The following is a 13,385-nucleotide window of genomic DNA, read 5'->3' as shown; positions in this document are numbered from 1 at the left end:
GGTCAGAGTGCGTCGAGGAGGGCGTCGATATCGTCGGCCGTGTTGAAGACGTGGACGGAGACGCGGACGGTGCCGGTCGGCGGGATGTCGCGGACGCGGATACCCGCGTCGTCGAGGCGTTCCGCGGTCTCGATCGGGTCGTCGGCGGCGAAGGCGACCAGCCCGGACTCGTAGCGCTCGGGGGAGACGAGCCGGTCGCCCAGCCCCGCCTTCAGCCGGTCGGTCAGTCGCTCGATGCGGTCGGTGACGGTGTCGTAGCCGACGTTCTCGACGGTGGCGACCCCCTCGCGGAGGCCCGCGTAGGGGACCGGCGAGACGCTGCCGGTCTCGAAGCGGCGCGCGTCGGGTTTGAGGTCCCAGTCGTCGGCTTCGGGGTCCTCGACGCCCATGTAGCCGACCTGGGCGGGGTCGAGGTCGCGGGCGAACGCGTCGGTGACGTGGAGGAAGCCGGTGCCCGTCGGGGCGAGCAGCCACTTGTGGCCGGCGGCGGCGACGGCGTCGGCGCCCCACGCGTCGAAGTCGACGGGGCGCTGGCCCACTGACTGGACGGCGTCGACGAGGACGCGGGCGCCGGCGTCCTGTGCGATATCGGTGAGTTCCCCGACCGGGAGCCGGCAGCCGTCGGTCCAGCACAGCGAACTGAAGACGGCGAGTTTCGCGCCGTCGACGGCGGCCTTCCACTCCTCGCGGTCGACCTGTCCGTCCGCAGCCTCGACGACGCGGACCTCGACGCCGTGGGTCTCGCGGAGCCGCTCCCAGGGGAGGATGCCGGCGGAGTGCTCCTGGTCGGTGCGGACGACCACGTCGCCGGGTTCCCAGTCCATCGCGGCGGCGACCCGACCGATGCCGTCGGTCGTGCTCTGGGTCAGCGCGACGGACTCGGGGGCGACGTTCACGTGGTCGGCGACGACCTCGCGCGTCTCCTCCAGCGCTTCGAACAGTGCACCGTAAGTGCCGGCGCCGGTCGGAGCCTCGTACTCGTGGAATTCGAGCGCGTCCTCGGTCGCCTCGACGACGCGGCGGGGGCTGGGTCCGCCGGCGCCGGTGTTGAGGTAGACGCCCCGGTCCAGCGCAGGCATCTCCGCACGGAGTTCCTCGGGAGTCATGCCCGAATCGACGGACCGGCTCCGGTTAAACCGTCCGCCACGCGGCTCTCGTCCTCGCGACCGGACGTGTGCGAAGCGGTGAAGGCTGTTGTGGTGCGGTCGGCGCGCGCTGTCGCGGCCTCCGTGCCGCGACAACACCGCGCGAGGGATGAGAGAGTGAGTGGAACGAACGAGCGAATCGGCTGGGGAGGCTCGTGGCCGTCTGCGGTGCTGTTCGGTGGCGGTCCCTGGCGGACTGAACGGGCGAGGCGCGCTCGCGCCTGTTCAGTCGCCTGAGCGGGCACTATCCGCGCGGGCGGTGCGGAGAGCGCGGATATCCCGCCTCAGCGACCGCGAGCGCGGCGAGGGCGTTCACCGCTCGCTGTCGAGTGCAGTCGATCCGATTCAGAGCGAGCGCGGCGAGGGCGTTCACCGCTCGCTGTCGAGTGCGGTCACCAATACTGCTAGCGAGCGGGGCGCGGGCGTCCAGCAACCGCCCACAGGTGCAGCCACGTTTGATCGCCCCCTTCGAGCCCAACCGACCGGGAACACTCGCTTCGCGCGAGAGATCGGTCCTCGTCGCCGTGCCGCGAAGGGAAATTTTTAGCGCCGTCGGTCCGTCGTAGGGAGCGATGGACGAGCGGGGCTCGCGCGAGGCGTTCAGTCGGATGGGTACCATCGGGATCGAGGAGGAGTACTACGTCGTCGACGACGAGGGCCGACCCACCTCGGGCACGGACGAACTCGTCTACGAGTCCGACCCCCCCGAGATCCTGGCGGGACGGCTCGACCACGAGCTGTTCAAGTGCGTCATCGAGTCCCAGACGCCGGTCATCGAGGACCTCGCCGACGCCCGCGAGCAGTTGCTCGCGGTCCGCGAGGCGCTGGTCGACCACGCCACTGCCCACGGCTTCGACATCGCCGCCGCCGGGCTCCACCCGCTCGCGAAGTGGCGCGAGCTCGAACACGCGGAGAAGCCGCGCTACAGGAAACAGCTCGACCGCATCCAGTACCCACAGCACCGCAACACGACGGCGGGGCTGCACGTCCACGTCGGCGTCGACGACGCGGACAAGGCGGTGTGGATCGCCAACGAGCTGCGCTGGCACCTCCCGGTGATGCTCGCGCTCTCCGCGAATTCCCCGTACTGGAACGGCTTCGACACGGGGCTCCAGTCGGCGCGGGCGAAGATCTTCGAGGCGCTGCCGAACACCGGGATGCCGACCCGCTTCGAGGATTACGACGCCTTCGACGACTACGAGCGGCGGATGCTGGAGACCGAGAGCATCGACGACCGCGGGGAACTGTGGTTCGACGTGCGCCCTCACTCCGGCCACGGCACCGTCGAGGTCCGGACGCCGGACGGCCAGGCCGACCCGGACGTGGTGCTGGCGTTCGTCGAGTACACCCACGCCCTCGTCGAGGACCTGGCCGCTCGCTACGAGGACGGCGAGTCGGGGACCGACGCCCGGCGGGAGCTGTACGACGAGCACAAGTGGCGCGCGATGCGCCACGGTCACGACGCCGCGCTGCTCGATCGCGCGTTCGAGTCGACGGTCGACCTCGGCGAGGTCGTCGACCGGGAGGCCGAGCGCCTCGGGGTTTCGGGCATCCGCGAGGTCTACGACGCCGAGAGCGGCGCCGAGCGACAGCGCCGGCTGCGCGAGGAAGAGGGCGTCGACGCGCTGTGTGACGCGCTGCGGCTGCAGTACGAGTAGGCGCTCCCGCGGCGCGTGTGGGACCGGGGGCCGGGACCGACCGTCACCGGGGGGTACGACGCCGGCTCGGCGAGTGGAGCGCTCGCCGGGAATTTCGGGTGCGTGGGAACGTCGGCAAGATTTTTACCCGGCAGGGGCTTTCGTCCTCGTAGAGGCGACGTATGTCTACAGACGATCCTGCGGACGACGGCGAGGGGAGCGACGAGCCCGACGCGGACCCACAGGACGGCGGCAACGTCCGTGAACGGCTGGAACAGGAGGCCGACAGGGCGGTGACGGGCTTCGACGAGGGGATCGTGGACATGCTCTCGTGGGTGCTTGAGACCGAGACCCGCGCCCGCATCTACGTCTTCCTCCGGCAGCACCCCGACAGCACGAGCGACGAGATCGCCGAGGGGACGGGCCTGTACCCGAGCACTGTCCGGGAGGCCCTCGCGGAACTTCACGAGGAGGGGAAGGTCTCGCGGGGGAAACGCGAGAACGACGGCGCCGGCAACAACCCCTACGAGTACGCGGCGATGGCGCCGAGCGAACTCGTCGGTAACGTCGTCGACGACGTGCAGGAGGAGCTCAACACCGTCTTCAACCTCGACGAGATCCTCGGCAGCGACGACGACCACCCGACCGTCGACTCCGAACCCGTCACGATCACCGTCGAGGACGACCCCGGGGCGGACGAGGAGGGCGACGCCGCCGACGGGAGCGGCGAGGGACGCGACGACGAGGCCGACGAGTGGGGCGCCACGGGCGAAGCCGGGGACACGGACGAGGGACCGACCGACGCGGACGGCGACGAAGCGGACGGGGACGGCGACAACGCGACCGGTAGCTGACGCTCGGAGACCGTTCCGTTCGGTGGTGTGGTGGGCACCGGAAGCCGAAGGCACTTTACCGGCCTGGCCCGACTGAGCCAGTATGAAGGTCGCGCTGGGTGGCACCTTCGACCCGGTTCACGACGGGCACCGCGCGCTGTTCAGGCGCGCCTTCGAGCTGGGCGACGCGACGGTCGGCCTGACGAGCGACGACCTCGCGCCGAAGACTCGCCGCGAGGACCGCTACGTCCGCCCGTACGACCGGCGCCACCGCGACCTCGACGCCGAACTCGCCGAACTCGCCGAGGAGTACGACCGCGACTACGAGATCCGACGGATCGACGACCCGACCGGCTTCGCCCCCGAACCGCAGTTCGACGCCATCGTCGTCTCCCCCGAGACGGTGACCGGCGCCAAGCGCATCAACGAGATCCGCCGCGACGAGGGGAACGAACCGCTGGACATCGAGGTCGTCGACCACGTCCACGCCGAGGACGGCGAGATCATCTCCAGCACCCGCATCGTCCGCGGCGAGATCGACGAACACGGCAACCTCACCCCTGACCGCGACGGCCGCGACGCCCCCGGGGAAACCGACGCGGAAACCGCCAGCGGCGCCGTGGACACGACAGACGCCACGGACGCGACCGCCGACGGCGGCCCGGGCGCGGAGTCCGACGACGCCTGAGTCGCGGGGGCGTCGCGGGCGTCCGATTCCGGCTACCAGCCCGGCGCGTCCAGCCCCTGGCTCTCCAGCATCTCCTCGTAGCGCTGGGAGATGGTGAGCCGGGACACGTCCGCGACCTCGGCGACGCGCTGCTGGCTGCGGCTGTCGCCCTCGACGAGCCCGGCGACGTAGACGCTCGTCGCGAGGACGGCCCGCTTCGACCGGTCGGTCTCCGGGACGTTCGAGAGAAAGAGGTCCGCCGCGCGCGACCGGGCGGCCTCGTCCATATCGAGGCGCTCCGCCGTCGCCTCGATCTCGTCGAGCCACTCGCTGTTCTCCACCTGGTCGCGGGCACTGTACATCACCGCGGTGTACGCGTTCGGTGTACATAAATGCACGACGCGACCCGAACCGTTCGATTCGTATCGTGAGTCGAGTCGTTGGTTCTGGTGAGTCTGTCGTGGAAGGAAGCTGTTCGAGAGCGACCGCGGGAGACAGCAAGGGATGAACGCCCTCGGCGCGAGCGCGCCTCGCCCGTTCAGTCCACCGGGAGAGCACGCTCTCCCGAGCCCGCGCTCACGCGTTCGCGCGGACGCCAGGGACCGCGACCGCACCAGCAACCGCCCCGCACAGCACCGCAGACGGCCACGAGCCTCCCCAGCCGATTCGCTCCTGGCGTCGCTCATCCCTCGCGCGACTGTTTCGAGCGGCCCGCCAGGAGGCGGGCACGCTCGACAGCGCACGCCGACCGCACCGCGACCGTTCACTGTAACAGGTCACCGCGACAGCTACTGTCCCTACCGAACGCGGGACCGGTCAGTGTTGGTGCAGGCAGAAGATACTTGATACGGTGTACCAAACCCGGTCGTGGAGCCATGACGGACCACGCGACGCGACGCGGCGAGGCGGACAGTGCCGAGAGCGAGCCGTCCGCGGACGTGCGGGTCGGACCGGCCGACACCGACGGCGTCGCCGCCACAGACGCCTACGAGGTCGACGACGGCGTGGTCCTGTTCGACACCGAGAACCCCCTCGCGTGGATGGAGGCCGACGACGCGCTGTCGCTCGGGCAGATGGTCTGAGCGGCCCGGGCGACCGGCTGGGGTCCGGTTTTCCGCCGAGTGGGAACCCTTTTGTCCGCCAGCGCGTAACTCGGCGGTGTGTCCGAGGACGGCGCGGACGACGAGCGCGGCCTGCTGGGCGACGACGAGCGCTTCGAGCACGCGCTCGGCCCGGACGTGCCGGCCGTCGACGTCCCGTCGGTCTCGATCCCCGGCGAGGACGACGCGGACGGGAGCGAGGACGCGGGCGCGGTCGACGAGTCCGACGCGTTCGACGCGGACGTGGACCCCGAAGTGAGCCGGACGTTCTGGCGGCTCGTCCTCGTCTTCGACGTGGCGCTGTTCTCGATCGCCGTCGGTCCGATGTTCGTCTACTTCTGGGGCGACTGGAGCATCGGCGGTCCGCTGATCGCGCTCGGCACGGTCACGTTCGGCTACGGCGTCCGCGAGTACCGCGCGTTCCGCCGCTCCAGGGCCGCCGACTCCCCGGAACCCGCCCCCGACGGCGGGACCGAAACCGGCGTCGACCTCGAAACTGACGCCGAAGCCGACGAGGGCTGAGAGCGACCGGCGACACCGGGTCGACCCTCGTCGCCGCGACCGGAACCGCTAACCCCGCGAGGCCGCTACCGCCGACCATGCGAACGGTCCGCGACGAGTCCGGCCGCCGCCTGGTCCTGCTGAAGGAGTCGGACGACGCCTCGCTCGTGCGCGACCCCGAGACCGGGGAACGCCGCCACGTCGCCAACGAGGATCTGGAGCCCGTCGACGGCGAGTCGCCGCTGGAGACGGCCAGCCGCGCCGTCTCCGAGCCGGTCCGGGCCGTGGCGAGCGCCATCCGCGACGACCGCTCGCTCGGCCTCCTGCTGGAGATCGACGCCCGCTCGCCCGTCGACGTGCGGACGCTCACCGGTGCGGTCGACCTCTGCGAGAGCGACCTGCACGGCCTCCTCTCGGAGTTCCGGGCGGCCGGACTGGTGACCGAGGCCGACGTGGCGGGCGTCCGCGGCTACGAGACGACCGACCTGGCCAGCGCCGGGCTGGCCGCGATGCGGGGCGAAACGGACGGTCCGACCGAACCCGATCACTGACAATCGATTTACACCTGTGCTCGGAACGGACGGTACGGTCCGGGAACGACTGCGGCGACACGCCGTCGGCGAGCGCCCGAAGTTGATCCCGCTGGAGATCCCGCTCGTCAACGTCTTCGGGACCCTCATCCCGGTCGCCGTGCTCGCGCTCGCCTTTCTGCCGATATACTACGTGCTCCCGCCGGTCGAGGTGTCCGTCTCGGAGGTGCTCCCCGGCGCGGTCGTCGCCGCAGTCGGCTGGGTGCTCCTCCAGGTCGGGTTCCGCCTCTACGCGTCGAACGCCGGCCGCTACGCCGCCTACGGCGCGATCGGCGCCGTCCTCGTGTTCGTCACCTGGCTGTACTTCGCCAGCACCGTCGTCCTGCTGGGCGCGGCGGTCAACGCCGGCCGCCGCGGGCGGCCCGTCGAGGCCCCATAGGCGGTCAGTCGTCGGCCTCGACGGCCTCGGCGAGGCGGTCCTCGGGTCGTTCGCGGCGGACCGACGAGCGGTTCGTCGTCGAGTCCTTCTCGACGCGGACCAGGTCGTCGGCGGCCCCGACGAGTTCGTCGTCGTGGGAAACGACGAGGATCTGCTCGACGCCGTACTCCCGCATCGCCTCGACGAGCTCGACGAGCTGGGAGACGTGGCCCGAGTCGAGGAAGACGGTCGGCTCGTCGAGGATGAGCGGCGGCATCGGCGCGGCACCCTCGATGCCCTCGGCGAGCAGCCGGTAGATAGCGCAGCGGAGGCTGAGGTTGAACAGGGCGCGTTCGCCGCCCGACAGCTGCTCGGGGTCGAGCGGCTCGCCGTCCTTCTGGTAGACGGTGAGTTCGTACTCCCCGGAGAGCTCGATCCGTGCATACGAATCGTTCTGGTACACCAGGTCGAAAATTTCGTTGAGCATCGCCTCCAGGCTCTCGACGTTGCGCTGGCGCAACTCCGCGCGCAGGTCGCCGTACATCCGCTGGAGCTGCTCGGCCTCCTCGTACAGCGAGTCGAGCCGCTCGACGCGCTCGGCGAGTTCCTCCCGGCGCTCGCGCAGCGATTCGAGCTCTTCGATTTCGTTCTCGACGCCACCGATCGCGCTCTGTAGCTCGTCGCGGCGCTCGCGCAACTCCTCCAGCTTCGCGTCCGCCTTCTCGATGTAGTCGACGGCGTTGTCGTGTTGCTCGCGGGCCTGCTCGATCCGGTCGTCGTCGAACTCCGCCTGTAGCTCCGACCGGCGCTCGCGCTTCTCGGCGAGGCGCTCGCGGCGCTCGTCGTTGGTCTCCTCAAGCTGTTCGCGCCGGTCGCGCAGCCGCTCGATAGCGTCGGTCGCGTCGGCGACCTCGTCGAGCAGTTCGTCGACCCGCTCCAGACGCTCGCGGCGCTCGCGGATCTCGCCGCGCTCGGCGTTGATCTCGCCGACTCGTTCGCGACACTCCTCGGCATCGGTCTCGTGGTCCTCGGCCGCCGCCCGCTTCTCCTCGGCCTCGGTTTCGAGGTCGCCGGCCTCCTCGCGGAGCCGCTCGGCCTGTTCGACCTTCTCTGCGAGGGCGTCCTCGCGCTGGTCGACCAGCTGTTCGACGTTCGAGCGGTTCGTCCGGCACTCCTGGAACTCCGACTCGACCTCGACGAGCTCCTCGGCGCGCTCCAGGCGGTCTTCGAGGTCGTCGCGGCGCTCACGGGCGGCTTCGAGGTCGGCCTCCAGCTCGGCGAGGCGCTCGCGGTCGTCGTCGATGGACTCGACGTGGGGGGAGCCGTCCACGTCCTGGCCGCACTCGGGACACTTCCCCTCGTCCAGCAGCGCCTCGGCCTCCTCGATCCGCTCGCGCTGGTTGGCCACGTCGGATTCGAGGCTGGCGACCCGCTCGCGGACCTCGCTCAGCTCGTCGGCGAGTTCCGCGCGGAACGATTCGGCCTCGCCGAACTCGACGGGCGCGTCGTCGAACTCGGCCCGCAGGGATTCGATACGTTCCTCCAGCTCCTCGATCTTCTCGCGGCGGTCGGCGAGTTCCTCGCGCGTCTCGGCCACCTCCGATTCGAGGGCGTCGGCCTGCTCGCGCTTGGCCCCGGCCTGGGATTCGAGGTCGTCGGCCGTCTCCCGCAGGTTCTCGGCCCGCGTGCTGTGCTGGGACACGTCGGCGGTGACCTCCTGCAGCGTCTCCTGTAGCTCGTCGTCTCGTTCGGCGAGGTCGTCGAGCAGGTCGTCGACGGCCGCCGGCTCGGGCGGGTCGTCGGCGCTCCCCGCCAGTTCCGTCTCGGGGAGCAGGTCGCCGAGTTCCTCGCGACGCGCCTCGCGTGTCTCCCGGTGGTCGGCGATCTCCTCGGCCAGCTCCTCCCGGTCGCGCTCGGTATCGGAGATCGCCTCGCGCAGCTCCTCGATGTCCGATTCGACCTCGTCGAGTTCCTCGCGTTTCTCCTCGTAGCTGTCGAGGACGTCCCGGGCCTGGTCGCGGGTCTCGACGGCCTTCTCGCGCTGGTCCTCGAACCGCTCGATGTCGGACGTGACCGACTCCAGGTCCGTCCGGAGCTCGTTGAGCCGGGCGTGCAGGTCGTCGTCTTCCTTGGCTTCGATCTGGTCGTCGAGCTGGGAGAGCGAGCCGCGCTTGTCCCGGCGGACGCGGTCGACGCCGACGCGGGCGTCGCTGGCGCGCTCGCGGTACTCCTCCAGTTTGCCCAGCTGGAGCAGCGAGTCGAGCATGTCCTGGCGCTCGGCGGGCGAGGCGTTGATGAGCTTGTTCACCTCGCCCTGGCGGACGTACGCGCAGTTGACGAACGCCTCGGCGTCCATTCGCAGCAGCTCCTCGACGTAGCCGCGCACGTCGCGGGCGCCCTCGACGGTCCCGTCGGGCCCCTCCAGCACGCACCTGGCCGTCTGGGCCTGCTCGCCGGTCGCGCGGACGCGCCGCTCGATGTGATACGACTCGCCGCCGTGGGCGAACCAGAGTTCGACCTCGGCGTCGTCGGCGCCGATGGTGACCACCTCGTCGAGGGTGTTGTCCAGCGCCTTCGCGCCGTACAGCGCGAAGAAACAGGCCTCCAGCAGCGAGGACTTGCCGCTGCCGTTGAGCCCGTGGATGACCGTCACGCCGCGGTCGAGTCGCACGTCCGCGTCGTCGTAGCACTTGAAGTTCGAGAGCCTGACGCGCTCGAACCTCACTGGAACTCACCCCACGTCGCCTGGCCGTCCCCGTCTTCCGCGGGCGCTCCGTCTTCCGAGGGCGCTCCGTCTTCCGGGGGCGCTCCGTCCTCCCGGGCGTCCGGTTTGGCGTCGACTTCCGATCCGCCGCCGGCGTCGTCGGACTCCTCGGCGGGGTCGCCGCCGTCGGCCGCCGCACTCGCGGTGGCCGTCTCGTTGTCACCTGCCGGGGCAGCTCCACCGTTATCGCCTTCCGTCGGGTCGGGCTCGCCCCCGCCGCCCTCTCCTGGGTCGACCGACTCGAAGGCCGCGGGGTCGCCGTCCTCGACGAGGTCGGCGACCCGGTCTTCGACCACGTCGTCGACGTTGGAGTCGGCGACCTTGCTGGCGCGGACGGTCTCGTCGAGGGACCGCGCCGCCTCGCTGAGGCCGAGTTCGCGGACCCGCTCGCGGACGGCGTCGTCGGGGTCGGCGAACGACACCTCCCGCTCGCTCTCCTCGGCCGTCTCCCGGCGGTCGGTGACGCGGGCCACCAGCGCCCCGCGGTCGAGGGCGAACTCCTCGACGGCGGCCGGGGTGACCGGTTCGCCCTCGCCGTCGATGGTGACGACGACGACCGCGTCCTCCAGGTCGTACTCGCCGACGCGCTGGCGGACGCGCTCGACGCCCTCGCCCTCGCCGAGGTCGAGGTCGACGAAGACGAACTCCCGGGTGTCCAGCCCCCGGCGGCGCACGTCCACCTCGCCGTCGAACTCGACGACGTTGTACCCCCGCTCCTCGCGCTCGGCGGCGCTGGTGCGCTCGGTCGACCCGCAGTAGGTGACCCAGGTGTCGTCGACCTGCGCGGTCTCGGCGTGGTGGTTGTCCCCCAGCAGGAGCGCGTCGAACTCCACGTCCGTGGTCGCGAAGATGTCGCGAGGATCCCACTCGCCGAAGTCGAACGGCTCGAACAGCCCGTGCGTGACCAGGGCGGCGTGGTCGGAATCGTGGGACTCCAGATCCAGTTCGAAGCCATCGCGCTTCGAGCGCGGGACGAAGTCCAGCCCGTAGAAGGCGGTCGAGCCCAGTTCGACCGGCTCGGGGCCCAGGCGGGTAGCGAGCCCGAGCGACTCGAAGAGATCGAGCCACTGGCCCTCGCGTTTGGCCTCGTGGTTGCCGACGACGGCGAGGAAGGGGACGCCGGCGTCGTCGAGGGTCCGCAGGACCGAGAGGGTGCCCATGATGTCGTCGAGGGTCGGCCGCCGGTCGTGGAACAGGTCACCGGCGTGGACGACCGCGTCGACGTCCTCGGCAACGGCGTCGTCGACCACCTGCCGGAACGCGTCGAGATAGTCTCGCTTGCGCTCCGGCCGGTGGTACTGCCGGTAGCCGAGGTGGGTGTCTCCCGTGTGTATCACGCGCGTCATCTACGGCGGGGTACGAAACCCCGGCCTAAAGAGGTGTCGCGAGCGCGGTGAAAGTGTTTCCGTCGGGTACGGTCGACCTACCTCGCGGTCCGGCGAACGCCGCCGCGGGCGGGGAGAACGGGAACGAAACGCGGCGCGCGATCACTCGATGTCGAGCGTGTAGATCCGCTTGCGGGCGTCGGCGAAGGAAAAGCGCGAGCTGACGACGCCCACGTCTTCGAGCCGGTTCAGCGCGTAGCGGACGGTCCGCGGCGGCAGCAGCGTCTCCTCGGCGAGCTGGCTCTGGGTCAGCGCGTCGTTGTACTCCAGAGTCTTGGCCACCAGCTTCGCGCTGGGGGGCAGGTCGCGAACGGCGTCCCAGCCGTCTTCGGCCGTCGATTCCGCCTCCGCAGTCTCGGACGTGCTCATCGTGACTGTCGCTTTCGGATACAGACTAATAATATTTCCCGTTTCGAATAATTACCTCCGAGAATCTATCGGCAAGAACCGCGCCGCGGCGTCGCCCTCCGAAGTCGCGTGCTCGAGGACCGGTATGTCAAGAGATGACACACAACACAGCCGATCACCCGAACCCGCGCGAGAGTGCGCGAGCGGGCCGAACGCCGCCGGGTCGGCAAGTGACCCGCTCGACCCGAAACCTCTTATTATCCCATCCGCTAGCAGGGGTGTAATGACCGACACCGTGGACGAGGTGGACCTGCCGTACGACGACGACGCCTCCCAGCAGGAGAAGATCGAGGCCCTGGAGGAGCGCCTCGAGGTGCTCGAATCGCAGAACGAAGAGATGCGGGACAAGCTGCTGGACGCCAACGCGGAGAACAACAAGTACCAGCAGAAGCTGGAGCGGCTGACCCACGAGAACAAGAAGCTCAAGCAGTCGCCGCTGTTCGTCGCCACGGTGCAGGAACTGACCGACGACGGCGTCATCATCAAACAGCACGGCAACAACCAGGAGGCCATCACCGAGGTCACCGAGGAGATGCGCGAGGACCTCGAACCCGACTCGCGGGTGGCCGTCAACAACTCGCTGTCCATCGTCAAGAGCCTCGAGGACGAGACGGACGTGCGCGCCCGCGTCATGGAGGTCGAGGAGTCGCCGGACGTGACCTACCAGGACATCGGCGGCATCGAGGACCAGCTCGAGGAGGTCCGCGAGACCGTCGAGATGCCGCTGCAGAACCCCGACATGTTCGAGGAAGTCGGCATCGACCCGCCGAGCGGCGTCCTGCTGCACGGCCCGCCGGGCACCGGCAAGACGATGCTCGCCAAGGCCGTCGCCAACCAGACCGACGCGACGTTCATCAAGATGGCCGGGTCGGAGCTCGTCCACAAGTTCATCGGCGAGGGCGCCAAGCTCGTCCGCGACCTGTTCGAGCTCGCCCGCCAGCACGAGCCGAGCGTGCTGTTCATCGACGAGATCGACGCCATCGCGGCCAAGCGCACGGACTCGAAGACCTCCGGCGACGCCGAGGTCCAGCGGACGATGATGCAGCTGCTCTCGGAGATGGACGGCTTCGAGGAGCGCGGCGAGGTCCGCATCATCGCCGCCACCAACCGCTTCGACATGCTCGACCGCGCGATCCTCCGTCCGGGCCGGTTCGACCGCCTCATCGAGGTGCCCAAGCCCGACGTGGAGGGCCGCGAACAGATCTTCAAGATCCACACGCGCAGTATGAACCTCGACGAGGAGCTGGACTTCGCGGAGCTGGCCGAGCTGACCGGCGAGGCCTCCGGCGCCGACGTGAAGGCCGTCTGCACCGAGGCCGGCATGTTCGCCATCCGCGACGACCGCACCGAGGTCCGCATGCAGGACTTCCTCGACGCCTGGGACAAGATCCAGGCCGAAGACGAGGACGAGGACGTCTCGCGCACGTTCGCCTGACGTTCCGGTCGTCGGTCACGACCGCAATCATTTTTTCGCGTTCGCTGTCAGTTTCGGTATGCCCTCCAGACGGAAGATACTCCGCACCCTGCCGGGTGCAGTCGCGCTCTCCGCGACCGCCGGCTGTCCGGCGACGGGTCCGTCCCACCCGGTACTCAACTGCGTGAGCGTGACCAACGACGCCGCACAGGCTCGGACCGTCCACGTCATCGTCGAGCGCGCGGACGAACTCGTCGCGTGGGACGTGCTCGAGCTGGCCGGACACGACGAGTCGGGCGTCCCCCGGAAGTGGATCGAGCGGACGTGGCCGGCCGAGCCGGCGCCGTTCCTCGTCAGGGCGCGCGTCGAGGGCCGCGACGGCTGGGAGCAGGTCGATTCCGAGGGACTGGCGAACGGGAACTACATCCACTACGACCTCGAAGTCGACGAGGAGTCGGCGGTATTCTGGAAGAACTCGGTCCCGGAGCCCGACGAGCAGTGCCCGGGAGCGCCGGTCGCAACCGGGACGCCCGAAACGACTGATTGAGAGGGGTCCGACGAGCGCCCCGGGTAGCAGGCGGCC

13 protein-coding genes and 1 pseudogene are annotated in these 13,385 nt (G+C 69.9%); 9 read left to right on the top strand and 5 right to left on the bottom strand.

Features of this window, described 5'->3' with window-relative positions; genetic code table 11:
- Nucleotides 1-2 precede the first annotated feature (2 nt).
- Nucleotides 3-1,106, bottom strand: a complete 1,104-nt coding sequence (locus tag ACMGFG_RS19155) for an aminotransferase class V-fold PLP-dependent enzyme (RefSeq protein ID WP_436931914.1) — start codon at nucleotides 1,104-1,106, stop codon at nucleotides 3-5.
- 611 nt (nucleotides 1,107-1,717) lie between these two features.
- Here ACMGFG_RS19155 and ACMGFG_RS19150 point away from each other — a divergent pair.
- The 3 genes from ACMGFG_RS19150 (at nucleotide 1,718) to ACMGFG_RS19140 (ending at nucleotide 4,303) form a co-directional block, all read left to right on the top strand.
- Nucleotides 1,718-2,803, top strand: a complete 1,086-nt coding sequence (locus tag ACMGFG_RS19150) for a glutamate--cysteine ligase (RefSeq protein ID WP_436931913.1) — start codon at nucleotides 1,718-1,720, stop codon at nucleotides 2,801-2,803.
- Between the two features lie 161 nt (nucleotides 2,804-2,964).
- The gene (locus tag ACMGFG_RS19145; protein WP_436931912.1) at nucleotides 2,965-3,636 is read left to right on the top strand and encodes a winged helix-turn-helix transcriptional regulator; all 672 of its coding nucleotides are present in this window, start codon (nucleotides 2,965-2,967) and stop codon (nucleotides 3,634-3,636) included.
- Nucleotides 3,637-3,718: 82 nt separating this feature from the next.
- Nucleotides 3,719-4,303: a phosphopantetheine adenylyltransferase gene (locus ACMGFG_RS19140; RefSeq protein WP_436931911.1), complete on the top strand. Its 585-nt coding sequence runs from the start codon at nucleotides 3,719-3,721 to the stop codon at nucleotides 4,301-4,303.
- 32 nt (nucleotides 4,304-4,335) lie between these two features.
- Here ACMGFG_RS19140 and ACMGFG_RS19135 read toward each other — a convergent pair whose 3' ends face one another.
- The gene (locus ACMGFG_RS19135) at nucleotides 4,336-4,644 is read right to left on the bottom strand and encodes a cyclin family protein (protein WP_436931910.1); all 309 of its coding nucleotides are present in this window, start codon (nucleotides 4,642-4,644) and stop codon (nucleotides 4,336-4,338) included.
- A 513-nt stretch (nucleotides 4,645-5,157) separates the two neighbouring features.
- On the opposite strand from ACMGFG_RS19135, the gene ACMGFG_RS19130 reads away from it, so the two are divergent.
- The 4 genes and pseudogenes from ACMGFG_RS19130 to ACMGFG_RS19115 all read left to right on the top strand — a co-directional run.
- Nucleotides 5,158-5,364, top strand: a complete 207-nt coding sequence (locus ACMGFG_RS19130) for a DUF7331 family protein (protein WP_436931909.1) — start codon at nucleotides 5,158-5,160, stop codon at nucleotides 5,362-5,364.
- 78 nt (nucleotides 5,365-5,442) lie between these two features.
- Nucleotides 5,443-5,904: a DUF7322 domain-containing protein gene (locus tag ACMGFG_RS19125; RefSeq protein ID WP_436931908.1), complete on the top strand. Its 462-nt coding sequence runs from the start codon at nucleotides 5,443-5,445 to the stop codon at nucleotides 5,902-5,904.
- Between the two features lie 77 nt (nucleotides 5,905-5,981).
- Complete coding sequence (locus tag ACMGFG_RS19120) at nucleotides 5,982-6,434, top strand: DUF7346 family protein (RefSeq protein ID WP_436931907.1); 453 nt, start codon at nucleotides 5,982-5,984, stop codon at nucleotides 6,432-6,434.
- Between the two features lie 118 nt (nucleotides 6,435-6,552).
- Nucleotides 6,553-6,852, top strand: a pseudogene (locus tag ACMGFG_RS19115) (YihY/virulence factor BrkB family protein); the annotation flags it as partial.
- A gap of 4 nt (nucleotides 6,853-6,856) precedes the next feature.
- Here the strand turns inward: ACMGFG_RS19115 and rad50 are convergent.
- The 3 genes from rad50 to ACMGFG_RS19100 form a co-directional block, all read right to left on the bottom strand.
- A complete protein-coding gene (rad50, locus tag ACMGFG_RS19110; protein WP_436931906.1) occupies nucleotides 6,857-9,556 on the bottom strand; it encodes a DNA double-strand break repair ATPase Rad50 in 2,700 nt (899 codons plus the stop codon).
- The gene (gene mre11, locus ACMGFG_RS19105; RefSeq protein WP_436931905.1) at nucleotides 9,553-10,941 is read right to left on the bottom strand and encodes a DNA double-strand break repair protein Mre11; all 1,389 of its coding nucleotides are present in this window, start codon (nucleotides 10,939-10,941) and stop codon (nucleotides 9,553-9,555) included. Before mre11 ends, rad50 begins: the two co-directional genes overlap by 4 nt.
- 141 nt (nucleotides 10,942-11,082) lie before the next feature.
- Nucleotides 11,083-11,349, bottom strand: a complete 267-nt coding sequence (locus ACMGFG_RS19100; RefSeq protein ID WP_436931904.1) for a MarR family transcriptional regulator — start codon at nucleotides 11,347-11,349, stop codon at nucleotides 11,083-11,085.
- A 262-nt stretch (nucleotides 11,350-11,611) separates the two neighbouring features.
- Here ACMGFG_RS19100 and pan1 point away from each other — a divergent pair, with 262 nt between their 5' ends.
- Together pan1 and ACMGFG_RS19090 are read left to right on the top strand one after the other, a co-directional pair.
- Nucleotides 11,612-12,823: a proteasome-activating nucleotidase Pan1 gene (gene pan1, locus ACMGFG_RS19095; protein WP_436931903.1), complete on the top strand. Its 1,212-nt coding sequence runs from the start codon at nucleotides 11,612-11,614 to the stop codon at nucleotides 12,821-12,823.
- A 58-nt stretch (nucleotides 12,824-12,881) separates the two neighbouring features.
- Nucleotides 12,882-13,349, top strand: coding sequence for a hypothetical protein (locus ACMGFG_RS19090; RefSeq protein WP_436931902.1), 468 nt, complete (start codon nucleotides 12,882-12,884; stop codon nucleotides 13,347-13,349).
- The last annotated feature ends 36 nt before the right edge of the window (nucleotides 13,350-13,385 follow it).

Source organism: Halosimplex halobium, assembly GCF_051414055.1.
GTDB classification, from domain to species: domain Archaea; phylum Halobacteriota; class Halobacteria; order Halobacteriales; family Haloarculaceae; genus Halosimplex; species Halosimplex halobium.
Note: the sequence above shows the minus strand (reverse complement) of the source record. Positions and strands in the feature narration are given on the sequence as shown.

Bases quoted from the DNA above. Each gene is read 5' to 3' on its own strand.
- ACMGFG_RS19155 (WP_436931914.1), bottom strand. From the start codon at position 1,106: ATGACTCCCGAGGAACTCCGTGCGGAGATGCCTGCGCTGGACCGGGGC.
- ACMGFG_RS19150 (WP_436931913.1), top strand. From the start codon at position 1,718: ATGGACGAGCGGGGCTCGCGCGAGGCGTTCAGTCGGATGGGTACCATC.
- ACMGFG_RS19145 (WP_436931912.1), top strand. From the start codon at position 2,965: ATGTCTACAGACGATCCTGCGGACGACGGCGAGGGGAGCGACGAGCCC.
- ACMGFG_RS19140 (WP_436931911.1), top strand. From the start codon at position 3,719: ATGAAGGTCGCGCTGGGTGGCACCTTCGACCCGGTTCACGACGGGCAC.
- ACMGFG_RS19135 (WP_436931910.1), bottom strand. From the start codon at position 4,644: ATGTACAGTGCCCGCGACCAGGTGGAGAACAGCGAGTGGCTCGACGAG.
- ACMGFG_RS19130 (WP_436931909.1), top strand. From the start codon at position 5,158: ATGACGGACCACGCGACGCGACGCGGCGAGGCGGACAGTGCCGAGAGC.
- ACMGFG_RS19120 (WP_436931907.1), top strand. From the start codon at position 5,982: ATGCGAACGGTCCGCGACGAGTCCGGCCGCCGCCTGGTCCTGCTGAAG.
- mre11 (WP_436931905.1), bottom strand. From the start codon at position 10,941: ATGACGCGCGTGATACACACGGGAGACACCCACCTCGGCTACCGGCAG.
- ACMGFG_RS19100 (WP_436931904.1), bottom strand. From the start codon at position 11,349: ATGAGCACGTCCGAGACTGCGGAGGCGGAATCGACGGCCGAAGACGGC.
- pan1 (WP_436931903.1), top strand. From the start codon at position 11,612: ATGACCGACACCGTGGACGAGGTGGACCTGCCGTACGACGACGACGCC.
- ACMGFG_RS19090 (WP_436931902.1), top strand. From the start codon at position 12,882: ATGCCCTCCAGACGGAAGATACTCCGCACCCTGCCGGGTGCAGTCGCG.